The organism is Micromonospora sp. MH99 (genome assembly GCF_021442385.1).
In the GTDB taxonomy this organism is placed as follows: Bacteria; Actinomycetota; Actinomycetes; order Mycobacteriales; family Micromonosporaceae; genus Micromonospora.
On record NZ_MUZA01000030.1, the window covers coordinates 38005 to 59204 of the forward strand.

22 protein-coding genes and 1 riboswitch are annotated in these 21200 nt (G+C 72.5%); of the genes, 9 read left to right on the top strand and 13 right to left on the bottom strand.

Going from position 1 to position 21200, the window contains the following annotated elements:
* Positions 1-2: 2 nt before the first annotated feature.
* The 5 genes from paaE to paaA are packed head-to-tail and all read right to left on the bottom strand — an operon-like array spanning position 3 to position 3667.
* On the bottom strand, positions 3-1112 hold the full coding sequence (gene paaE / locus B0E54_RS17410) for a 1,2-phenylacetyl-CoA epoxidase subunit PaaE (RefSeq protein WP_234584724.1): 1110 nt from the start codon (positions 1110-1112) through the stop codon (positions 3-5).
* A complete protein-coding gene (paaD, locus tag B0E54_RS17415; RefSeq protein ID WP_234584736.1) occupies positions 1109-1585 on the bottom strand; it encodes a 1,2-phenylacetyl-CoA epoxidase subunit PaaD in 477 nt (158 codons plus the stop codon). The genes paaE and paaD overlap by 4 nt, the downstream gene beginning before the upstream one ends.
* Positions 1582-2307 carry a 1,2-phenylacetyl-CoA epoxidase subunit PaaC gene (paaC, locus tag B0E54_RS17420; RefSeq protein ID WP_234584758.1) on the bottom strand — a complete coding sequence of 242 codons (726 nt, stop codon included), beginning with the start codon at positions 2305-2307 and terminating at the stop codon, positions 1582-1584. The genes paaD and paaC overlap by 4 nt, the downstream gene beginning before the upstream one ends.
* Positions 2304-2591, bottom strand: a complete 288-nt coding sequence (paaB, locus tag B0E54_RS17425; protein WP_234584771.1) for a 1,2-phenylacetyl-CoA epoxidase subunit PaaB — start codon at positions 2589-2591, stop codon at positions 2304-2306. The genes paaC and paaB overlap by 4 nt, the downstream gene beginning before the upstream one ends.
* Complete coding sequence (gene paaA / locus B0E54_RS17430; RefSeq protein WP_234584773.1) at positions 2588-3667, bottom strand: 1,2-phenylacetyl-CoA epoxidase subunit PaaA; 1080 nt, start codon at positions 3665-3667, stop codon at positions 2588-2590. Before paaA ends, paaB begins: the two co-directional genes overlap by 4 nt.
* Positions 3668-4038: 371 nt before the next feature.
* On the opposite strand from paaA, the gene B0E54_RS17435 reads away from it, so the two are divergent.
* Together B0E54_RS17435 and B0E54_RS17440 are read left to right on the top strand one after the other, a co-directional pair.
* Entirely contained in the window at positions 4039-5028 is a 990-nt protein-coding gene (locus tag B0E54_RS17435) for a class A beta-lactamase-related serine hydrolase (protein WP_234584776.1), read from the top strand.
* Entirely contained in the window at positions 5028-5990 is a 963-nt protein-coding gene (locus tag B0E54_RS17440) for a class A beta-lactamase-related serine hydrolase (RefSeq protein ID WP_234584778.1), read from the top strand. The genes B0E54_RS17435 and B0E54_RS17440 overlap by 1 nt, the downstream gene beginning before the upstream one ends.
* On the opposite strand, the gene B0E54_RS32920 is transcribed toward B0E54_RS17440, so the two are convergent.
* The 4 genes from B0E54_RS32920 to B0E54_RS17455 are packed head-to-tail and all read right to left on the bottom strand — an operon-like array spanning position 5991 to position 9247.
* The gene (locus tag B0E54_RS32920; RefSeq protein ID WP_374109283.1) at positions 5991-6134 is read right to left on the bottom strand and encodes a PT domain-containing protein; all 144 of its coding nucleotides are present in this window, start codon (positions 6132-6134) and stop codon (positions 5991-5993) included.
* A 35-nt stretch (positions 6135-6169) separates the two neighbouring features.
* The gene (locus B0E54_RS17445; protein WP_234584780.1) at positions 6170-7021 is read right to left on the bottom strand and encodes a menaquinone biosynthetic enzyme MqnA/MqnD family protein; all 852 of its coding nucleotides are present in this window, start codon (positions 7019-7021) and stop codon (positions 6170-6172) included.
* Positions 6973-8625, bottom strand: coding sequence for an MFS transporter (locus B0E54_RS17450; protein WP_308195372.1), 1653 nt, complete (start codon positions 8623-8625; stop codon positions 6973-6975). The genes B0E54_RS17445 and B0E54_RS17450 overlap by 49 nt, the downstream gene beginning before the upstream one ends.
* A gap of 43 nt (positions 8626-8668) precedes the next feature.
* Positions 8669-9247 carry a winged helix-turn-helix domain-containing protein gene (locus tag B0E54_RS17455; protein ID WP_234584783.1) on the bottom strand — a complete coding sequence of 193 codons (579 nt, stop codon included), beginning with the start codon at positions 9245-9247 and terminating at the stop codon, positions 8669-8671.
* 324 nt (positions 9248-9571) lie between these two features.
* Between B0E54_RS17455 and B0E54_RS17460 the strand changes: the two genes are divergently transcribed.
* Both B0E54_RS17460 and B0E54_RS17465 read left to right on the top strand, forming a co-directional pair.
* Positions 9572-10822, top strand: coding sequence for an HNH endonuclease signature motif containing protein (locus B0E54_RS17460; RefSeq protein ID WP_234584785.1), 1251 nt, complete (start codon positions 9572-9574; stop codon positions 10820-10822).
* A 700-nt stretch (positions 10823-11522) separates the two neighbouring features.
* Positions 11523-13820 carry an AAA family ATPase gene (locus B0E54_RS17465; RefSeq protein ID WP_234584797.1) on the top strand — a complete coding sequence of 766 codons (2298 nt, stop codon included), beginning with the start codon at positions 11523-11525 and terminating at the stop codon, positions 13818-13820.
* A gap of 50 nt (positions 13821-13870) precedes the next feature.
* Here the strand turns inward: B0E54_RS17465 and B0E54_RS17470 are convergent, their stop codons facing one another.
* Positions 13871-14434, bottom strand: coding sequence for a hypothetical protein (locus B0E54_RS17470; RefSeq protein WP_234584799.1), 564 nt, complete (start codon positions 14432-14434; stop codon positions 13871-13873).
* 178 nt (positions 14435-14612) lie between these two features.
* On the opposite strand from B0E54_RS17470, the gene B0E54_RS17475 reads away from it, so the two are divergent.
* The 5 genes from B0E54_RS17475 to B0E54_RS17495 all read left to right on the top strand — a co-directional run bounded on the left by B0E54_RS17475 (position 14613) and on the right by B0E54_RS17495 (position 18141).
* Positions 14613-15251: a transporter gene (locus B0E54_RS17475; RefSeq protein ID WP_234584801.1), complete on the top strand. Its 639-nt coding sequence runs from the start codon at positions 14613-14615 to the stop codon at positions 15249-15251.
* Positions 15248-15574, top strand: a complete 327-nt coding sequence (locus tag B0E54_RS17480) for a transcriptional regulator (protein ID WP_234584813.1) — start codon at positions 15248-15250, stop codon at positions 15572-15574. The genes B0E54_RS17475 and B0E54_RS17480 overlap by 4 nt, the downstream gene beginning before the upstream one ends.
* Positions 15571-16524, top strand: coding sequence for an ABC transporter ATP-binding protein (locus tag B0E54_RS17485; RefSeq protein WP_234584816.1), 954 nt, complete (start codon positions 15571-15573; stop codon positions 16522-16524). Before B0E54_RS17480 ends, B0E54_RS17485 begins: the two co-directional genes overlap by 4 nt.
* 11 nt (positions 16525-16535) lie before the next feature.
* On the top strand, positions 16536-17273 hold the full coding sequence (locus B0E54_RS17490; protein WP_234584820.1) for an ABC transporter permease: 738 nt from the start codon (positions 16536-16538) through the stop codon (positions 17271-17273).
* A 94-nt stretch (positions 17274-17367) separates the two neighbouring features.
* Positions 17368-18141: a VOC family protein gene (locus B0E54_RS17495; RefSeq protein ID WP_234584824.1), complete on the top strand. Its 774-nt coding sequence runs from the start codon at positions 17368-17370 to the stop codon at positions 18139-18141.
* Here B0E54_RS17495 and B0E54_RS17500 read toward each other — a convergent pair.
* Genes B0E54_RS17500 through B0E54_RS17510 form a run of 3 tightly spaced genes read right to left on the bottom strand, consistent with a single transcriptional unit; the run spans position 18113 to position 21013 of the window.
* Positions 18113-18907: an ABC transporter ATP-binding protein gene (locus B0E54_RS17500; protein WP_234584892.1), complete on the bottom strand. Its 795-nt coding sequence runs from the start codon at positions 18905-18907 to the stop codon at positions 18113-18115. The two genes, B0E54_RS17495 and B0E54_RS17500, sit on opposite strands and share 29 nt — an antisense overlap.
* A 47-nt stretch (positions 18908-18954) precedes the next feature.
* Positions 18955-20052, bottom strand: a complete 1098-nt coding sequence (locus B0E54_RS17505) for an iron ABC transporter permease (RefSeq protein ID WP_234584828.1) — start codon at positions 20050-20052, stop codon at positions 18955-18957.
* Between the two features lie 31 nt (positions 20053-20083).
* Positions 20084-21013 carry an ABC transporter substrate-binding protein gene (locus B0E54_RS17510; RefSeq protein WP_234584831.1) on the bottom strand — a complete coding sequence of 310 codons (930 nt, stop codon included), beginning with the start codon at positions 21011-21013 and terminating at the stop codon, positions 20084-20086.
* 109 nt (positions 21014-21122) lie between these two features.
* A riboswitch (cobalamin riboswitch) is annotated at positions 21123-21187 on the bottom strand.
* Positions 21188-21200: the final 13 nt, after the last annotated feature.

Below are 21200 nucleotides of genomic sequence, written 5' to 3' on the forward strand. Positions count from 1 at the left end.
CGTCAGGCGTCGTAGTCGACCGTGAGCCTGTCGGTGGTCGGGCTGGACTGGCAGGTCAGCACGTAGCCGGCGGCCAGCTCGTCGGGCTCCAGGGCGTAGTTGCGGGCCATCGTGACCGCCCCGTCGACGACCTTCGCCTTGCAGGTCGAGCAGACACCACCCTTGCAGGCGTACGGCAGCTCGCCGCGCACCTTGAGCGCGGCGTCCAGCACCCGCTCCTCGCGGCCCATCGTGAAGCTCGACGACCGGCCGTCGAGCACGATGGTGACGTCCGTCCCGGTGCCCGGCTGGTCGGCGGGGCGGGCCACCGGCTCCGGTGGCGCGTCGACGTGGAACAGCTCCGTGTGCACCGCGGACTCCGGCAGCCCGCGCGCGGTCAGCACGTCCCGGGCGTCGACCACCATGCCGTACGGGCCGCAGAGGAACCACTCCTCGATGACCTCGCCCGGCACGATGGTGCCCAGCAGGCGCTCCAGCCGGTCGGCGTCGATCCGCCCGGACAGCAACGGCGACTCACCCTGCTCCCGGGACAGCACGTGGACCAGGTGCAGCCGGGTCGGGTAGCGGTCCTTCAGGTCGGCCAACTCCTCGGCGAACATGACCCGGTTGGCCGTGCGGTTGCCGTACACCAGGGTGAAGGTGCTGGCCGGCTCGACGGCCAGGGCCGTCCCGACGAGCGCGAGCACCGGGGTGATGCCCGAGCCGGCGACGACCGCGCCGTAGTGCCGCACCCGGTCCGCCGCGAACGCCGTGGTGAAGGTGCCCAGCGGCGTCATCACCTCGACGGTGTCGCCGCGGCGCAGCGCGCCGCAGGCGAACGCCGAGAACGCGCCGCCGGGAATCTCCCGCACCCCGATCCGCAGCCGGCCGTTCCGGGCCAGGTCGTCGGGGGTGGAGCAGATGGAGTACGACCGGCGCACGTCGTCGCCGTCGTCGGTCACCCGCCGCACGGTGAGATGCTGACCGGCGCGGAACGCGAACGCCTCCCGCAACTCCTCCGGCACGTCGAAGGTGACCGCTACCGAGTCGTCGGTGAGCCGGTCGACTGCGGCGACGGGCAGCGGGTGGAAGGCCGGCCGGCGGCGGACCGGGCGGGAGATGGTGACTGTCACAGCGCCTTCAGGTGGTCGAAGGGTTCGGAGCAGGAACGGCAGCGCCACAACGCCTTGCACGCGGTCGAGCCGAACCGGCTGACCTGCTCGGTCTCCGGCGAGCCGCAGAGCGGGCAGCGGACCGCGAGGGTCAACGCCACCACGCCCGGGGCGGGCGCCGGCGACGGCGGGGCGATCCCGGCGGCGGCCAGCTTGGCCCGCCCGACATCGGAGATCCAGTCGGTGCTCCACGGTGGGCTGTAGACCGTCCGCACCTCGGCGTCCGGATAACCGGCCCTGGCCAGCGCGCGCCGGACGTCGGCCCGGATCACGTCCATGGCGGGGCAGCCCGTGTACGTCGGGGTGATGGTGACGGTGACCCGCCCACTGGCCCGGTCCTCCTCGACCGCACGCAGGATCCCCAACTCGTCGATGGTGATCACCCGGATCTCCGGGTCCACCACGCTCGCCGCCGCCAGTCGCGCGTCGGTCACCACTGCGCCCCGGGGTGCGCGCGGTGCAGCACCTGCATCTCGGCCAGCAGGTAGGACAGGTGCTCGGTGTGCACGCCCTTGCGCCCTCCCGTCGGCGCCCAGCCGCGCTCCGGGCGGGTGAGCGTCGCCTCGGCCAGCACCGGGCCGACGGTCTCGTCGAACGCCGCCCGCAGGCCCGCCGGGTCGACCGGCGCCGCCGGGTCCGCGGCGAACAGCTCGTGGGTGTACGGCCAGACGTGGTCGACGGCGTCCTGCATCCGGCGGTGCGACTCCTCGGTGCCGTCGCCGAGCCGCCTGACCCACAGCGCGCCGTGGTCCAGGTGGTACGCCGACTCCTTACGCGCCTTCGCTCCGATGGCGGCCAGCCGCTCGTCCGGGCAGGACGCGAGCGCGGTGTAGAGCGGCAACTGGTACGCCGCGAGGAAGAACAGCTTCGCCATGGTCACCGCGAAGTCGCCGTTGGGCAGCTCGACCAGCAGTGCGTTGAGGAACTCGCGGTCGTCACGCAGGTACGCCAGCGCGTCCTCGTCCCGACCTGCCGCCTCCAGCTCACCCGCGTACGACAGCAGCAGGCGGGCCGCGCCGAGCTGGTCGAGGGCGATGTTGGCGAGCGCGATGTCCTCTTCCATCTCCGGCGCACGGGTCGTCCACTCGGCCAGCCGCTGTGCGGCGATCAGCGCGTCGTCACCGAGGCCGAGAGCGAAGGCGAAGGGGCCGTTCACAGGTGCGCCACCCCGTCCGGCACCTCGTAGAACGTGGGGTGGCGGTAGACCTTGTCGGCGGCCGGGTCGAAGAAGGAGTCCTTCTCGTCCGGGCTGGACGCGGTGATCGCTCCCGCCGGCACCACCCAGATCGACACGCCCTCCTGCCGGCGGGTGTAGAGGTCGCGGGCGTTGCGCAGGGCCAGCTCGGCGTCCGGGGCGTGCAGGCTGCCGACGTGGGTGTGCGACAGCCCGCGCCGCGCCCGCACGAAGACCTCCCACAGAGGCGAGTGCTCGTTGCTCACGCGGCCACCTTCTCCCTCTTGTCGGCCCGCTTGGCGGCGTACGCCGCGGCGGCCTCGCGTACCCATGCGCCGTCGGCGTGGGCGGCCCGCCGGTGCGCCATCCGCTCCCGGTTGCACGGCCCGTTGCCCTTGATGACCTGCATCAGCTCGTCGTAGTCGGGCTGCGTGTAGTCGTACGCCCGCCGTTCCTCGTTCCAGCGCAGGCCGTCGTCGGGGATACGCAGCCCGAGGATCTCCGCCTGCTGGACGCACATGTCGACGAAGCGCTGCCGCAGGTCGTCGTTGGAGAAGCGCTTGATCTTCCACGCCATCGACTGGGTGGAGTGGGTGGAGTCGCCGTCCGGCGGGCCGAACATGGCCAGCGACGGGTACCACCAGCGGTCCACCGCGTCCTGGGCCATGGCCTGCTGCTCCGGGGTGCCGTGCGCCAGGGTGTGCAGGATCTCGTAGCCCTGACGCTGGTGGAACGACTCCTCCTTGCAGACCCGGATCATCGCCCGCGCGTACGGGCCGTAGGAGCACCGGCACAGCGGCACCTGGTTGACGATCGCCGCGCCGTCCACCAGCCAGCCGATCGCGCCCACGTCAGCCCAGGTCAACGTGGGGTAGTTGAAGATCGAGCTGTACTTCTGCTTTCCGTCGAGCAGCAGCTGGACCAGTTCGTCGCGGCTGATGCCGAGGGTCTCGGCGGCGGCGTAGAGGTAGAGGCCGTGGCCCGCCTCGTCCTGCACCTTGGCCAGCAGGATCGCCTTGCGCTTGAGCGAGGGCGCCCGACTGATCCAGTTGCCCTCCGGCTGCATGCCGATGATCTCCGAGTGGGCGTGCTGGGCGATCTGCCGAATCAACGTCCGGCGGTACGCCTCGGGCATCCAGTCGCGCGGCTCGATCTTCTGCTCCGCGTCGACCACTTCGGTGAAGTACGCGGCCAGGTCCTCGTCCGGTGCGGGGCCGCCGCGGCGCTCGCGCGCGGCGGCGGCACGCAGCTCCGCCTCGGCGGCCTCGACCTCGCCGAGCAGGCCGGCGCCGGGCATGTCGTCCGGTGCGTCGCCAGGGGCGGAGAAGTCGTTGCCATACATGCGGACAAGTGTTACAGCTTGCACCTCGATGCACCAGGGGGTGTAACAGGAAACCCGAATGACGTTCCGTCACCGATGGGCAGTTCCTGGTTACGAGTCGTGACAACGACTTGTATGACTTGGGTCACGGGGAGAAGATGAAACCTCCCAGAAGCCGCATACCAGCGGGATTTTCCACCGATTTCGCACGTTGCCTGGTGTCGAACTCTGGTGCCCGGCCTGTCCGGACGTAGACTTCTGCCGGTCACACGATCGGCTGCCCCCACGCCGTCTCCACAGAGGCCACCTCCCCCGGCCTTGGCGAACGCACCGGTCGCCCCGGACAACACAGCCGGTCCCCCCGGCCCTGACATCTGGAGCTCACCCAACTCATGCGATCTCGCGTGACCATGGTGTTCGCCGTCGTGGCAGTTCTTCTCGGTGGCGTCCTGCTGGTCCCCACCGCGTACGCCCGGCTCTCCACCGACGACAGCACTGGCGGCAGCGGTGGCGGGGCCAGCGTCGCCGCGCCCAAGCCGACTCCGCCGCCACCGCCCACGCTGGCGGCTGGCCGGGTATCGGTGAGCTTCAAGGGCGATTTCTTCTCCTGGGCGTTGATGGACCGGCAGACCGGCAAGATCTCCGGGTCGTCGAACATGACCGCGACCAGCTCCACCGAGTCGATGATCAAGGCGTGGATCGTCTCGGACTATCTGCGCCAGCTCGGCCCCAAGAAGCAGCCGACCGCCGCGCTGAAAGAAGCGGCTCGGCTCGCCATCATCGACAGCAACGACACCGCGGCCAACCTGGTGCACAGGGCCGCCGGCGGTTCGTACAAGGCGTCGAAGAGCAGCATCCCCGACGCGGTGATCCAGCGGGCGATCAAGATCTGCGGACTGACCGACACCAAGCGCGGCAACGTCGAGCCCTACACGGGCTGGTGGAGCTTCACCCGCATGTCGCCCCGCGACGCGGTCCGGCTCGGCGACTGCATCGCCGACGGCAAGGCCGCCGGCCCGACGTGGACCAAGTGGGTGCTGGATCAGATGAGCAAGGTCCGGGGCAGCACCGCGAAGAAGGACCAGAAGTCGGAGTACGGCGGTGGCCGCTGGGGCATCATCGACGGTCTGCCGAAGTCGATCACCGCTCAGGGTCCGGTCAGCATCAAGAACGGGTGGACCCCGATCAGCTACGACGGCAACTGGCACGTCAACTGCCTCGCCGTCAACGACAAGTGGAGTCTCGCGGTGATGCTGCGCTACCCGATCAGGAGCGGCCTGGACTACGGCGCGCAGGTCTGCGCCAGCGTGGCCACCCAACTGGTCACCCCGCAGCCGGGCGCCGCGCTCAAGGTGCCGCAGCAGCCGGTCGGAAAGCTCTGATGGCCGGCAACCGGCGTGCCGACCGGCGCGGCGCGGGCGAGACCTCGCCGCTGCGCCTGATCGCTGTCGCGGTAATCCTCATCGGGCTGGTCCTGGTGTCGCTCCGCCTCCTGCCCGGGTCGCCGTTCGAGTCGGCAGCCGCCGCGAAGTGGGGTGACTCCGAGGCGACGACCAGCGACCGGTCCACCGGCGCGGCCACCGACCGCAGCGCCCGTCAGCCGGCCCCGCCGTCGCCGAGCCCCAGCGCCGCCCTGGAGCCGCTGCCGTTCCAGGCCAAGGACCTCAACCTCGACATTCAGGGTTGGTACTCCTGGAGCGTGCTCGACCGCCGGACCGGAAAGATCATCGGTTCGAAGAACATGGACGAGACCAGCACCACCGCGTCGATGATCAAATCCTGGATCGTCGCCGACTACCTGCGTCGCGCGGCCGACGCCGGCGAGACGCCGAGCGACGCGAAGCTCGCCGACGCCACCCGGATCATCCGGGACAGCGACAACACCCGGGCCGAACAGTTCTACAACTCGGTCGGCCGGGACGCCTCGATCAAGCGACTGCTCTCCATCTGCAAGCTGACCGACAGCAGCGTCGCCCCCGACAAGGGGTGGTCCCGCACGGCCCTCTCCCCCCGCGACACCGCCCGCCTGGGCAACTGCATCGCCACCGGCACCGCCGCCGGTCCGAAGTGGACCAAGTGGCTGCTCAACGAGATGAAGCTCGTTCGCGGCGCCGGTGACTTCGGCATCCGCAAGGCGTTCCCGGCCGCCGAGCAGAAGCAGATCGCCATCAAGAACGGGTGGATCGACCGGACCAAGGAGCAGGAGATGCACATCAACTGCCTGGCCATCGGCGACACCTGGACGATGGGCGTGATGGTCAAGTACCCGATCGGCATGGGCTACGACTACGGCATGAAGAACTGCGAGAAGATCACCGAGGCGCTGCTGCGCCCCGGCACCTGATCAACTGCCGACCGCGGGCTGTCGGCTCGGCCCGACGGTCGGCTCGGCCCGGGGCTGCCGGCTCGGCCCGGCGGTTGGCTCGGCCCGGGGCTGTCGGCCTCGCCCGGGGCTGTCGGCTTGGCGCGGGCTGTCGGCCTGGCCCAGCGGTCAGCGGGTCGCGGCAGGCTCGCGCCGGCTGCTCAGCCGGCGAAGAACTCCGGGCCACCCTCGGGCAGCGCCGGGACCTCGCCGAGCGCGGCGACCCGGCGGGCGAACTCGCGCAGCCCGGCGACCTGCCGCTCGCCGAGCGAGAAGTCCAGGGTCCGGAAGTACGTGGCCAGCGTCGCGGCGTCGAACGCCTCCCAACGCGCAGCCGCCTCGGCGACCTGGTCCAGCTCGGAGAGGCAGAGGTCGCGCGAGCGGAGGAACGCCTCGTGCACCTCTTTCACCAGGCCCGGGTGTGCGGCGGCGAAGTCGCGGCGGACCGCCCAGACGGCGAAGACCATCGGCAGCCCGCTCCAGTTCCGCCACGCCTGCCCGAGGTCGGTCACCGTGAGCCCCCGCAACGGCGCCTCGTAGTAGGCCCGAAGCGCCACGTCCCCGATCAGCACCCCGGCGTCGGCTTCCAGCAGCATCTGGGTCAGGTCCGGAGGGCAGCGGAAGTAGTCGGGTCGCACGTCGTACCGCTCGGCGAGCAACAACTGCGCCAGCATGACGCCGGTCCGCGAGGTCGAGCCGAGTGCCACCCGGGCTCCGTCCAGCTCGGCGAGGGGACGGGTGGAGACCATGTTGACCGAGAGCACCGGCCCGTCGCTGCCCACCGCGAGGTCCGGCAGGAGGAGCAGTTCGTCGGTGTGCTTCAGGTACTCCATCAGCGTGATGGGGCCGATGTCGAGGTCGCCGGCCACCAGCGCCGCGCTCAGCCGGTCCGGCGAGTCCTTGTGCAGGTCCACGTCGAGGAGGGTGCCCGAGCGCATCAGCCCCCAGTAGATGGGCAGACAGTTCAGGAACTGGATGTGCCCGACCCGCGGGCGTGCGACGCGCTCAGCCATGACCCGACCGTATCCCCGGCCTCCGGCTCGGGCCCGGCGGGCCGGCCCGGAGTGGCCAACCCCGCATCCGTCCCACCCGGTCGCGGTCCCTCCGGTGCCGTCGTTCCCTCGCGCTCGGGGCCGGTCGACTGCGCAGGTACCGGTCCGGCCGACCGCTCACGCCCCGGCCTGCGTACCGCCCTGGCGACGACCGGCACGAACACCAGCACCACCAGGAGCCCCGCCGCGCCGGCCGCCGCGATCAACGGCCGGGGCGAAACCAGCGTGAGCAGCGCACCGCCGAGCAGATAACCGGTCATCGAACCGCCCTGCACCGCCGCGCCGAAACTGGCGTACGCGCGGGCGTGCATGGCCTCCGGCACCCGGCGAGCGATGAGAAGGTTGGCGAAGACGTTCTCCGCGCCGTTCGCCGCTCCCGCCACCAGCCAGAGCGGCACCAGCACACCCGCCGTCGGCACCAACGCGGCCAGCAGCACCATCAGGCTGCACCCAGCGAGCGCGACAAGCACCGCACGGACCAGCGCGCCGTCGTCGTCCAGCCGACGCGCGAGCCGCGCCGCCAGCCAGCCACCGGGCAACATCCCGGCCATCCAGGCGGCACCCACGAGGCCGTACGTGGTGGCAGAGCCGTTCAGCGTCTCCCGGATGAAGAAGACCTCGATCACGTTGATGCCGCCGACCGCCGCGATCACCACTGCGGTGCTCGCCACCATGACGAGCATCAGCGGATCCAGCCGCAGTCGCCAGCCCTCGGTCGTACCGCCCGCCGCAGGCAGCCCGGCCACCGATGGCCCGGCCCCCGTCGGTACGGCCCCAGCCGATCCGCCCGCGGTCGGACGGGCCTCGGTCGGACCGGCCTCGGTCGGACCGGCCTGGGCCTCCGGGCCTATGGTCGGCGTTCCCGAGCCGGCAGCGGTCGGTTCGGCAGCGCACGGTTCAGCAGCGGCCGGCCCAGCAGCACTCGGCCCAGCAGCGCGCGGTCCGGCGGCGGCGGTCGGCACGGGGGCGGTCGGCCCGGCGGCGGTCCGGCGACCACCGCGTCGGGTCCGCAGCAGCAGGCCGGCCGCCACCAGCGCCAGGTAGGTCGCGGCGTCGACCAGCAGCGGTACGCGGGTGCCGAACTGCCCCACCAGCAGGCCAGCCAGCACCGGGCCGCCGAGTGCGCCGAGGGAGACAGCGGTCTGACTGATCGCACTGGCGCGGGGCAGGTCGGCCGGGCGGACCATCGCCGGGAGCAGCGCCGCCAGGCAGGGCTGGGTCACGGCAAGCCCGCAGGCGAGCAGCGCGACGAGCCCCACCACCAGAACCGGGTGGGTGACGACGGCGAGCAACGTGCAGATCGCGGCCTGGGCCAGCCCGACGGTCACCAGCAGGGTACGGCTGTCGACCCGGTCGGCGAGCCGGCCGGCGAGCGGTGCCAGCACCACAAGGGGCAGGGTGGCCGCGAGCAGCAGCCCCGACACGGCGAGCCCGCCAGCTCCGGAACCCTGGAGGGCGAGAGCGAGCGCGGTGGCGGCGAGGAAGTCGCCACAGATCGTGATTCCACGAGCCGAGGCGGCGAGCCACACGTCGGACCAGCGCGGCGGACCAGTTGTGAAGGACACACTTCGAAAATAATCCTTCACAACTGGTCAGCACAACCCCCGTCTATGCCAGCGGCACCGTCCGGTACTGCACGGCGACGGAGCGCGCGTCCGGCGGCACCTCCGTGCGGTGCCGCGGGTAGTACGGCCTCAGCAGCGCCAGGACCGCTTCGTTGAGGGCGGCCAACTCCTCCGCCGTGAGCACGAGCAGCGCCTCGTTGAACAGCGCCGTGTCGTACCACTCAGGAGGTTCATCCCCGGCGCGGCGCAACCAGTCCCGGGTCCGCTCCATGGCGCGCGCCGCATGCGCCTCCACCAGGGCCTGTTCCGCGGCCCGTGCCTCGGGCCCGGCCTCGCGGCCCGCGTCGACCATCAGGCTGGGGTTCGACGTGCGCCACACCCGCTCCCGGGCGTCCCCTCGGCTCGGCGCCTGCTCCACCAAGCCGAACTTCGCCAACGCCCGCAGGTGATAACTGGTCGCGCTCGGTGACAGCCTGACGATCTCCGCACACTCAGTGGCGGTGCTGCCATCGACATGGCTGTGGAGATACTCCATGATCGCGATCCGGGCCGGATGGGCCAGCGCCCGCATCACCTGCGGGTCACTGACCATCCGAAGCGGCTTGGGACGGGCCTCGGTCATGCCTCCATGATCCCGGCCGCCCACCCGACCCGCCATCACCCCGCACATCCCGCCACGTCGGACGCCCGGCGCAGGCACTGTGCCGCGATCATCCGACAGCCGGCCGACCGCCTCGAAGGTCGAACCCGGGGTCGCGAGCTGCGTCGACGCCAGTGGCGGCCCGCCTCCGCGTCCCCGAGCCCGGGTTCGCTCATTTCGCCCGGGAGCCGGCTGCCAGGTGTCGCCGCCGGGAGCCGCGTACCCCGTATTGGCGGATTGGCTGAGCCGGGCCGGAGAGTCATCCGGCAGTGCAAAGTTGTCGTACACCTGTTCTATCGTGGCTTCATGTTGGGGGCGTTGGCACAGGCGAGCGGTGCCGTCGACGACTGCGTCGAGGCTGCGGCGTGGGCCCTCCCCGACAACGAACTGCTCGCCTCGCTCGACGCAGCTCACCAGGTGGCGCAGCGATTGGCCGCCGTCCAGCTCGGTCTGGTGCGCGAGCTGGACGCCCGAGGTCTGGCCGTCGCCGAAGGCGCCTCGTCCACCGCGGTCTGGTTGCGGGATCGCCTCCGGCTCTCCAGCCGGTCCGCCCGCCAGCTCGTTCAGCTCGCGGCCACCCTCGACGCCGCGCCACCAGCGGTCCGCGCTGCCGTGCACGCCGGCACCATCACCGTGGAGCAGGGCCGGGTGCTGGCGGAGACCATCGCCGCCCTGCCCGTCGAGGCCGGGCCGGAGGTGGCCGACAAAGCCACCGAGCTGCTGATCACGTGGGCCGATCGGTTCGATCCGGCCACCCTGAGCCGCCTCGGGGAGCGCGTCCTCGCACACGTCGCGCCCGACGTGGCCGACCAGGCAGAGCTGGCAGCTCTCAAGCGGGCCACCGAGCGAGCCGAGGCCCGCCGGCACGTCACCCTCTCCGACCAGCAGGATGGTCAGGTACGTCTGAGCGGCACCCTCGACACCGAAACCGCGAGCCTGCTGCGCGAGGCCATCGATCCGCTCTGCGCCCCGGCCGGTGAGCACGACGAGCGCAGTCCCGGTCAACGCCGGGCGGACGCACTCGGTGAGATCTGCCGGCTGGCACTGCGCACCGGCGACCTGCCCGACAACGGTGGGGACCGCCCCCAACTGGTGGTCACCATGTCACTGGACGCGCTGGTCAACGGCGTACGCGCAGGCACCCTGGAAACCGGGGTGCGCCTCACACCGGGCGCGGTCCGCCGCCTGGCCTGCGACTCCTCGGTTCTCCCGGCCGTGTTGGGCGGCAACAGCCAGATCCTGGACGTCGGGCGTCAACGCCGACTCTTCACCGGCCCACTGCGGCGCGCGCTGGTGCTGCGCGACGGTGGCTGCGCCTTCCCCGGCTGCGACCGGCCATCCCGTTGGTGCGACGGCCACCACGTCCGCCACTGGGCCGACGGCGGCACGACGACGCTGAGCAACGCGGTCCTGCTGTGCGGCCACCATCACCGGCTCCTTCACCAGGGTGACTGGATCGTCCGCATCGCGCCGGACGGCCAGGCCGAATTCCTCCCGCCCGACTGGATGGACCCGCTCCGCACCCCACGGCGCAACCTCTACCACCGGCGCTGCTGAGACCGGCCAAGCTCACTCATCGCGAACCGGCCGAGCCCAGCAACCAAGCCCGGCGGCCCGTTCGCCCACGCCTAGCCAGGCCCCCCGACGCGCCGGCCCGCCCGGCTGACCCGGCCCACGTCGGACCCCGGCCCCGCTCGGGTGCGCCTGGCGCTACCCCGCGGATAGGCCCGGCCGGCCCGGCCCACGTCGGACCCCGGCCCGGCTCGGGAGCGCGTGGCGCTACTTTGCGGATAGGCCCGGCCGGCCCGGCCCGGCCCAGGTCGGACCCCGGCCCGGCCCGGGTGCGCCCGGCGCTCCCTCGCGGATAGGACCGGCCGGCCCGGCCCAGGTCGACCCGCCCTGCCTACCTGCCCAACACCGGCCCGTGGATACCCCCGCGAGGTAGCGCCCGCAACACCAGGGCAGCCGCACGCGATGATCCCGCGTCGCTCAGCACCGACGGCCAGACGAAGACCGACGGGACCAGCACCAGACCCGCGCAGTGCGCGCCCAGCGCTACGTCGTTCTGCGCCACGCCAACGCGAACGGGTGGTCTGGTCGGTAATTCGGTGGAAGGGGTCCTCGGGAGGGCGTAGGGTTGCAGCCCGCTTGACGGCCGAGGTGAGCTGCACCGGAACGGACGTCACCGCGCCGGGCGGGCGGCCATCCGCCACCGGACACGCGAGCGCGCAGCAGATGTGAACGATGGGACGTCAGCATGCCCGCACCTGACCTGGACACCCACCCCGAAACGGATCTGGTCGCCGAACGCGCCCATCTGGCCACCTCGCGCGTGGCGCTGCGCCGGATGCGGGAGCGGGCCGAAGCCCTCTTCTCGACCGGCGACCAGGTGGCCGGCGACCCGTACGCGGCGGAGATGCTCGGCCGTACGCTGGCCCGCCGGGTGGCCGAACTGGCCGACGACCCCACCACGCCGCTGTTCTTCGGCCGCCTCGACTTCGGTGGAACCACGAGCGACGACAAGACGGCCACCGGACCCACGACCAGCGCCACCACGACCAACGCCACCACGACCAACGCAGCCACCACCAGCGCAGGCACCGCCACCAGCAGCACGACCACGACCAGCGCCAGCGAGGCAAGCGGAGGCAGCGGCAGCGAAGGCAGCACCGGACGCAGCGGCAGCGAAGGCAGCGGCAGCGGCAGCGGCAGCGGCAGCGGCGATCATCACGGTCGGCGGTATCACGTGGGGCGGCGGCATGTCACCGACGAGCACGGCGAGCCGCTGGTGCTGGACTGGCGGGCACCGGTTTCCCGGTCGTTCTACCGGGCCAGCGCGCGCGATCCGCAGGGAGTGGCGGTCCGGCGGCGGTTCGGGTTCAGCAACGGGGTGTTGACGAGTTTCGAGGATGAGCGGCTGGACCGGGGCGAGGAACTGGGCACGGCCAGTCGGATCCTCACCTCCGAGATCGAGCGACCGCGCGTCGGGCCGATGCGCGACATCGTCGCCACGATCCAGCCGGAGCAGGACGAGCTGGTCCGGGCCGACCTGGCCGACTCGATCTGCGTGCAGGGGGCGCCGGGCACCGGCAAGACGGCTGTCGGCCTGCATCGGGCCGCGTACCTGCTCTATCTGCACCGGGAGCGGTTGCGGCGGGCGGGCGTGCTGATCGTCGGGCCGAACAGGGCGTTCCTGTCGTACATCGCGGCGGTGCTGCCGGCGCTCGGTGAGGTCGAGGTCGAGCAGGCCACCGTGGAGGAGCTGATTTCACGGGTGCCGGTGCGGGCGGTGGAGGCGCCGGCCGTGGCGGCGCTCAAGCACGACGCGCGGATGGCGAGCGTCCTGCGGCGCGCGGTGCAGACACGGATCGGTACGCCGAGCGACTCGATCACCGTCTCGGACGGTTCGTTCCGGTGGCGGATCGGGCTGGAGCCGCTGCACCGGATCGTCGAGGAGACCCGTCGGGAGGGGCTGCCGTACGGCACCGGCCGGGAGCGGGTGCGGGCGCGCGTGGTGAGTCTCCTGCAACGGCAGGCCGAGGCACGGCGAGCGGAGTCGCCCAGCGACGCGTGGCTGCGCCGGATGAGCCGGTGCCGGCCGGTGGTGGACTTCCTGGACGCGGTCTGGCCGGCGCTCACCCCGGAGGGGCTGGTACACGGTCTGCTCTCCGACCCGGCCCGACTCGCCACGGCTGCGGACGGGTTGCTCAGCGACGCCGAGCAGGCGCAGCTGCTCTGGGCGAAGCCGGCCCGTACGCCGAAGGCCGCCCGCTGGACCGCCGCCGACGCGGTGCTTGTCGACGAGGCTGCCGGGCTGCTGGAGCGCCCCTCCGGGTTCGGGCACGTGGTGGTGGACGAGGCTCAGGATCTCTCCCCCATGCAGTGTCGGGCCATCGCCCGCCGCAGTGAGCACGGCTCGGTCACCCTGCTCGGTGACCTCGCGCAGGGCACCGCGCCGTGGGCGGCGACCGACTGGCGGGAGTCCCTGACCCACCTGGGCAAGCCGGACGCCGTGGTGGTGCCGTTGACTGTCGGTTTCCGGGTACCCGCCGCGGTGGTCGCGTTCGCCAACCTGCTGCTGCCGGCGCTGGCGGTGGACGTACCGCCGGCCGAGTCGCTGCGTCACGACGGCGGCCTGGAGGTGCGTACCGTGGCCGATCTGACCGCCGCGACGGTGGCCGAGGTGCGGGCGGCGCTCGCGCACGACGGCTCGGTAGGTGTGATCGCCGCGGACGACGCGGTCGACGAGCTGCGCGCGGCGCTGGCCGCCGCGGGCGTGGCCACCGCGACCGCCGACGACGTCGCCGCCGCGGAGCGGGTCACAGTGGTGCCCGCGACGCTGGTCAAGGGTCTGGAGTACGACCACGTGGTGGTGGTCGAGCCGGCCGCGATCGTCGCGGCCGAGCCACGCGGGCTGCACCGGCTGTACGTGGTGCTCACCCGCGCGGTGTCCCGCCTCTCGGTGCTGCACAGCGAACCGCTGCCCGCGCCACTGCTGCCCGCGCCGTCGCAGACGCCGTCGCAGGCCGCACCACTGGAGCCGGCGCCGCTGTAGACCGCGCTGTCCACGGCCAGCTCGCCGGTGCTCGCGGCGGGTCGGGCGGGTCAGCGGCCGGTGAGGGCGGCGGCGATCTCGCGCAGTGGCTTGCCGGGCTCGGCGATCGGCACCGTGAACGCCAGCCACGAGCCGTCGGTGAACTCGATCCGCAGCCGCTTCGGGTTGAGCCGGTGCCAACCCACCCGGGCGTCGGCCACCGCCGGCCGGGGCACGGACCAGACGATCCGGGTTGCGGCGGCGGCCCGCTCGTCGTCGGCCCGGCTCGACCAGATTGTCATCGGCCCGGACGCGCACACGAGCAGCCGCCGGTCGGTGACCGCGAGGACGGTGTCCTCGATCGAGGTCACCGGAGGCACCGGCCGCCGGGCGTACCGCAGCGTGGAGGCGGCCGAGCCGGGGGTGCCCCGGCCGGCGACCCCGAAGGCCACGCGGTCGACGATCCGGTCGCCCGCCGAAAAGGACAGCAGCGGCACGAGCAGGTTGAGCAGCACCCCGGAGACGACGCCAGCGGCACGGGACGCTGCAGGGCGGTCAACGGCGGGCGGATCGGCGGCGGGCGGATCGGCTGGCCCGACGCCCTGGGCGACCTCCGCCTTCGCGACGGCGAGCAACTGTTCGTCCGGCTCGACGAGGTCGGTCAGCCGTTCCTGGTAATTGATGCCGGCCCTCCTGTCCTGTGCGACGGGTCAGCCACAGACGACTCCCACCGTAGGCACTCCGCGCCGCTGTCGGGTACCCGCCACGGGAGCGGGGCACACGGCTTCAACTTTGCGCCGTAAAGTTGTTTGCGTGGAACACGACGACGATCGACCGCCCGCCGACGCCGCGACGGCACTCCAACTGATCCGCGACCAGCGGGCGGCCACGGTCTCCCGGCTGGAACCCGACGCCCGGCTCATCTACTGGCCGTGGGGCGTGGCGTGGCTGGTCGGCTTCGGGCTGTTCTTCCTGCGCTACTCCCCGGACGGGCGGGTGCTGGTCCGGTTGCCCGACTGGCTGCCCCTGACCGCGCTCTTCGCCCTGCTGGTGGCCGCCGGCGCGATCCAGGCCGTGGCCGGCGCGCGGGCGTACGGCCAGGTGACCGGGGACTCGGCCCGGCGCGGCCGGTGGTACGGGTGGGCCTGGGCCCTGGGGTCGGTGAGCGTGTACGCGGCGGTCGGCCGGGTCTCGGAACACCTGCCGCACGATCTGGCGGCGCTGCTCTGGTCCGCCGCCGCCGTGGGGTTGACCGGGGCGTTGCACCTGGCGGGCGGCGCGATCTGGCTGGACCGGGACCTCTTCCGGCTGGGCGTCTGGATCAGCGTGATCAACGTGCTCGGGGTGATCGCCGGGCCGGGCTGGCACGCCCTCGTCATCTCGGTGGCCGGCGGGGCCGGGATCCTGATCGCCGGAACCATCGCCCGGCTGCGACAGCGACGCCGGTCATGACCGACCTCGACCCGGTCATCCACGCCCAAGCGCGGCTGCGGGTCGTCGCCGCGCTCTCCGCGCTCGGCGACGGGGACCGGATCACCTTTCCCCGACTCCAGGAACTGCTCGCGATGACCGCCGGCAACCTATCCGTCCACCTGCGAAAGCTTGAGGACGCCGGATACGTCGAGATCAGCAAGACCCATCGTGGACGTACCCCGGCCACCCTGATCCGGCTCAGCCGGCGGGGCCGGCTGGCGTTCGAGGAGTACACCGAAGCCATCCGCACCCTGCTCGATCCCTCCCAGCTCGGCCCCACCCCGTCGAAGGAGCAGTCATGACCCTCGCCCGCGCCGACCAGGCCAGCCGCCGGTACGGCGACGTCCTCGCCCTCGACCGCGTCGACCTGGAGGTCCGGGCCGGCGAGCTCGTCGGACTGCTCGGCCCCAACGGCGCCGGCAAGAGCACCCTGATGAATCTGCTGGTCGGTCTGCGTCGGCCCAGCTCGGGCCGTGTCGAATTGTTCGGCCGCGACCCCCGCGACCCGGCGTCGCGGCGGCAGATCGGCGTCACCCCGCAGGAGACCGGCCTGCCGGGCACGCTGCGGGTCGGCGAGGTCGTCGACTTCGTCTCCGCGCACTACCCCGACCCGGTGCCCCGGGGTGAGCTGCTCGACCGCTTCGGCCTCGGCGACCTCGCCCGGCGGCAGACCGGCGGGCTCTCCGGCGGCCAGCGTCGCCGGCTGGCCGTGGCGCTGGCGTTCGTCGGCCGACCCCGGCTCGTACTGCTCGACGAGCCGACCACCGGCCTGGACGTCGAGGCCCGGCACACCCTGTGGGACGCGATCCGCGCGTTCCACTCCGACGGCGGAACCGTCCTGCTGAGCAGCCACTACCTGGAGGAGGTGGAGGCGCTCGCCCACCGCGTGGTGGTGATCGGGCAGGGCCGGGTCCTCGCCGACGACACCGTGGAGGCCGTGCGCGGCATCGTCGGCGTACGCCGGGTCAGCCTGGTCGCCGACGAGCTGCCCGAACTGCCCGGCGTCGTACGCGCCGAACGGGTCGACGGACGACTGCACCTGCTCACCACCGACGCCGACGAGCTGGTCCGGGCGCTGGTCGGCTCCCGGGCGGCGTTCGCCGACCTGGAGGTGCGGCCCACCTCGCTGGAGGAGGCGTTCCTCGCCATCACCAGCGGGACGGGCAGCCAGGAGCAGGCCCACGTCGCCGCGCAGTCCGCCCCCGAAGACCCCGCCCCCGCCGCTGCCGGCGGCCGACCCACCACCCTCTGAGGAGGCGCACCGTGCAGCTCGCCCTGGTTCACGCCCGCTACCAACTTCTGGAGATCATCCGGATCCCGGTGGCCGTCGTCGGCAGCGCTTTCTTCCCCGCCGCCGCCATGATCTTCTTCGTGGTGCCGTTCACCGGTGACGACGCGGTCGGCGCCACCTTCGCCACCGCGTCGATGATCACCTTCTCGGTGATGAGCGCCAACATCTTCCAGTACGGCGTCGGCGTCGCCGAGGACCGCGACCAGCCGTGGAACCCGTACACGCGGACTCTGCCGGCCGGACCCGCGCCGCGCTTCGCGGGTCGGGTGCTGGCCGGCCTCGCGCTGACGTACCTCTCGCTGATCCCGGTCGTGGTGATCGGCGCGACGCTGACCCCGGCCCGGGTCACCCCGCTGGCGTTCCTGGTGACCGCCGTGACGGTGGCCGTCATCTCGGTGCCGTTCACGCTGATGGGGCTCGCCATCGGCTACTCGCTGCCCAGCAAGGCGGCGGTCGTGGTGGCGCAGGTCGTCTTCCTGCCGCTCGCGTTCGGCGGTGGGCTGCTCTCCGCACCGGGAGACGCGCCCGGGTTCATCGAGACGATCGCGCCGTACCTGCCCACCCGGGGCGCGGCCGAACTCATGTGGTCGGCGGTCGGGGACTACCGGATCGAGCCGCTGGCGCTGATCATGCTCGGCGTCTGGGTCGTGCTGCTCGCCTCCCTCGCCGCCTGGGCCTACCGACGGGACGAGGGTCGCCGGTTCAGCTGACGATTCGTCCGTTTCCGCCCCGTGCGACGGCGGGACGGTGCCAGGATTCCGGCAGGGGGGCCGCCCGTGGCCGCCGGCCGAGAGGGGTCTTGACGTGAGCACCGTCCCGCCGGGTACGCCGTGCTGGGCCGACCTGGCAACCCCGGACCTGACCGACGCGCGCCGCTTCTACCCCGAACTCTTCGGCTGGACCGGACGGGTGACACCGGAGCCCGAGGCCGGCGGCTACACGGTCTTCCTGCTCGACGGCCGGCCGGTGGCCGGTGTCGGCCCGCCGGCCATTCCCGACCAGGTGCCGATCTGGTCGACGTACGTCGCCACCGACGACGCGGAACTGGCCGCCGGGCGCGTCGAACGCGCCGGTGGGCAGGTAGTGGTGCCGCCGTTCGAGGTCTTCGACCGGGGCCGGATGGCGGTGTTCGCCGACCCGGCGGGCGCCACGTTCAGCGTCTGGCAGCCACTGGCGATGCCCGGCGCCGAGGCGTTCAACGTGCCCGGCGCGATGAGCTGGAACGAACTGGTCACCCCCGACCCGGACGGGGCGAAGGTCTTCTACGAGCTGGTGTTCGGGTGGCAGCCGGACGAGCAGCCGGTCGGCGGCATGACGTACACCGGGTGGCGGCTCGGCGCGCGGATCGTCGCCGGAATGATGCCGCCGCTCGCCGACGACTTCCCGGCCGACCTGCCGGCCTACTGGACGGTGTACTTCGCGGTTACCGACGCGGACGCCGCCGCCGCCCGCGCCGCCGAACTCGGCGGAACCATCCTCGTGCCACCCCGTGACATCCCGACCGGCCGGTTCGCCTCCCTCCGCGATCCCCAGGGCGCACTCTTCTCGGTCATCGACCTGGGTGACGACGGGAGTTAGGGCGGACGGGAACCACCAGCGGGCCGTTGGTGCCGGCGACCACCCGGACGCTGGCCCGGTAGTGGGTGGCGAGGAGGTGTTCGGTCAGCACCTCGTGCGGCGTCCCGGTCGCCACCACCCGACCGCCGGCCAGCAGCACCATCCGGTCCGCGTACTCCCCGGCCAGGGAGAGATCGTGCATGGTGGCGAGCACCGTCAGACCGTGCGCGCGACGCAGCTGGTCGACCAGTTCCAGCACCTCCTGCTGGTGGCCGATGTCCAGCGCGCTGGTCGGCTCGTCGAGCAGCAGCAGCGTCGCGCCCTGGGCGAGCGCGCGGGCGAGGAAGACCCGCTGTCGTTCGCCCCCGGAGAGGGTTGCCAGCTCGCGGCGGTGAAAGCCGGTGAGGTCCAGGCGGTCCAGCACCTCCTGCACGGCGGCGATGTCCGCTGTCGACTCCCGACCCAGCGGCGGGATGTAGGGGGTGCGGCCGAGCAGCACGTAGTCCAGCACCGACATGCCGGGCGGCACCACCGGGGACTGCGTCACCGTCGCCACCACCCGGGCGCGGTCGCGGCGGCGCAGCGCGGTGCTCGGCGTACCGAACAGGGTGATGGCCTCCGGCGCGGGCAGCAGGCCGCCGACGGCGCGCAGCAGGGTGGATTTGCCGGCGCCGTTCGGGCCGATCACGGTGACCCATTCGCCGGCCGCGACGGTGAGGTCGACGCCGGTGAGGATCGGCGTGCCGTCCAGACTGACGTGCAGACCCCGCACCTCGACGGCCGGCACGCCGGCCGGCCCGGGAGCCGGCACGCCCACCGGCCCGGGTTCGGGGCTCACGTGAGCACCCGTCGGGCGGTGCGCAGCACGAGGACGAAGAACGGGCCGCCGAGCAGTGCGGTGACCACGCCGATGGGCACCTCGGCCGGGGCGGCGGCGGTACGGGCCACCACGTCGGTCAGGGCCAGGAAAGCGGCCCCGAACAGCAGTGACAGCGGCAGGATCACGCGGTAGCTCGACCCGGCGAGCAGCCGGACGGTGTGCGGCACGATGATGCCGACGAAGCCGATGAGCCCCGTCGCGGAGACCGCCGCGGCGGTGCCCAGCGACGCTGCGGCGATCAGCAGGTAGCGGGAGCGCTGCGGGTGCAGGCCGAGGCTCCTCGCCTCGTCGTCGCCGACCGCGAGGACGTCCAACTCGCGGCGGTGCAGCAGCACCACCACCGTGGTCAGGGCGGCGTACGGCAGCACCAGCAGCACGTCGTGCCAGCCGGCGGTGGCCAGCCGGCCGAGCAGCCAGGAGTAGACCGGCTGGATGCTGTCGGAGTGCCGCTGAAGCAGGTACGTCTGCCCGGCGGAGAGGAAGGCGGAGACCGCGACGCCGGCCAGGATCAGCATCGCCGGGGACCTGCTCCGCCCGCCGGCCGCGCCGAGCAGGTAAGTCATCGTCACGGCGAGCAGCGAGCCGACGAACGCGGCCAGCGGGATGGTCAGCGGCAGCCCGGAGATCGCGCCCTGCCGACCGGCGCCGCCGAGGGCGATCACCGCGGTGACCGCGAGGCCCGCGCCGGCGGCGACGCCGAGCAGGTACGGGTCGGCCAGCGGGTTGCGGAACACACCCTGGTAGCAGCCGCCGGCCAGAGCGAGCAGGCCGCCGACGAGGAGGCCCAGCACGACGCGGGGCAGCCGCAGTTCGGTGACGATGGCGATCTCCCGCTCGCTCAGCCCGCTGTCGAGGTGCACCCCGGGGATCAGGTTGAGCAACTCGGCGGCGACGCTGCCCGGCGGCAGGCTCACCGGCCCGAGCGACACCCCGGCGAGGAGCGCGACGAGCACCGCGAGGACGCCGGCGACCACCCAGCCTTTGCGCAGCCCGGCGGGGCGGGACGCGCGAGGCGTACCGGCCGGCCGGGTGGCGGGTGCTCCAGCGGTCATCTGCGACGTTCCGGTCACTGACGGACGACCGTCACGCGGGCACCTTGGCGACCGCGTCGATGATCACCCGGAGCAGGTCCACGACCCGCGGGCCCCACCGGGAGGCGGTGTCGTCGTCCAGCGCGACGACCTGGTTGTTCTTCACTGCGGTGATTCCGGACCAGCCGCTGCGGGCCTTGACCGAGTCGCCGTTCTGCTGGCAGCACTTGGAGTCGGCCAGGAACACGAAGTCCGGGTCGGCCTTGACGATGAACTCCTGGGACAGCTGCGGGTAGCCGCCGTTCTTGCCGTCGGCGTCGGCCGCGTCGGCGATGTTGGTCAGGCCGACCAGGCCGTAGAGCGAGCCGATGAAGGTTGTGCTGGTCGCGCTGTACAGCTCCGGGCCCAGCTCGTGGTAGTAGGTGAGCTTCTCGGTGCGCTGCGGCAGGTCCTTGACCAGCTTGGCGATGTCGTCCTTCATCCGGCCGGCGACGTCGGTGGCCTGGTCGGCGTGCCCGGTCAGGGTGCCCAGCTCGGTGATCTGCCGGTACGAGTCGTCAAGCGTGCTGGCCGCCGGGGTCAGATACACCGGGATCTTCAGCTTGCCGAGCTGGTCGACGATCTTGTTGATGTCGTTGGAGAGCACCACCAGGTCGGGGTTCTTGCCGGCGATCGCCTCGGCGTTGGGCTGGAAGCCGGACAGGTCCGTCTTGGGCGCGTCGGCCGGGTAGTTGGACTGGTCGTCGACCGCGGTCACCTGCGGGCCGGCACCGATCGCGAAGAGCATCTCGGTGGCGCTGGGCGAGAGCGACACGATCTTCTCGGGACGCTTGTCGAGGGTCAGCGCGCCGACCGTCACCGGGTAGCTGGCGGCGGCGGTGCCCGCGCTCGGCTTGTCGTCGGTCTTCTCGGCGCAGGCGCCGAGAGCGAGCGCGGCGACCGCGAGGGTCGCGGCGAGGAGCCGGGGGGTACGTCTGGACATGGGGGCCTCCTGTCGGTCGAGGAGTGTGGTGCTTCGCCGACAGGACTCGTACGCCCGCCCACGAGGCGCCCTTCCTCGAGAGCGCGTGTCGCGACCCCTCCGCAGGCGACCTGGCTCGTCCCCGCCGTCGGGCGGGGCATCACAGTTGCGGGACAGCGCCGGTTTCGCACCGGCTTCGCTGCGGAGT

Coding starts and splice junctions, on each gene's coding strand:
- paaA (WP_234584773.1), bottom strand. CDS start 3,667: ATGTATGGCAACGACTTCTCCGCCCCTGGCGACGCACCGGACGACATG.
- B0E54_RS17435 (WP_234584776.1), top strand. CDS start 4,039: ATGCGATCTCGCGTGACCATGGTGTTCGCCGTCGTGGCAGTTCTTCTC.
- B0E54_RS17440 (WP_234584778.1), top strand. CDS start 5,028: ATGGCCGGCAACCGGCGTGCCGACCGGCGCGGCGCGGGCGAGACCTCG.
- B0E54_RS17445 (WP_234584780.1), bottom strand. CDS start 7,021: ATGGCTGAGCGCGTCGCACGCCCGCGGGTCGGGCACATCCAGTTCCTG.
- B0E54_RS17455 (WP_234584783.1), bottom strand. CDS start 9,247: ATGACCGAGGCCCGTCCCAAGCCGCTTCGGATGGTCAGTGACCCGCAG.
- B0E54_RS17460 (WP_234584785.1), top strand. CDS start 9,572: ATGTTGGGGGCGTTGGCACAGGCGAGCGGTGCCGTCGACGACTGCGTC.
- B0E54_RS17465 (WP_234584797.1), top strand. CDS start 11,523: ATGCCCGCACCTGACCTGGACACCCACCCCGAAACGGATCTGGTCGCC.
- B0E54_RS17480 (WP_234584813.1), top strand. CDS start 15,248: ATGACCGACCTCGACCCGGTCATCCACGCCCAAGCGCGGCTGCGGGTC.
- B0E54_RS17485 (WP_234584816.1), top strand. CDS start 15,571: ATGACCCTCGCCCGCGCCGACCAGGCCAGCCGCCGGTACGGCGACGTC.
- B0E54_RS17505 (WP_234584828.1), bottom strand. CDS start 20,052: ATGACCGCTGGAGCACCCGCCACCCGGCCGGCCGGTACGCCTCGCGCG.
- B0E54_RS17510 (WP_234584831.1), bottom strand. CDS start 21,013: ATGTCCAGACGTACCCCCCGGCTCCTCGCCGCGACCCTCGCGGTCGCC.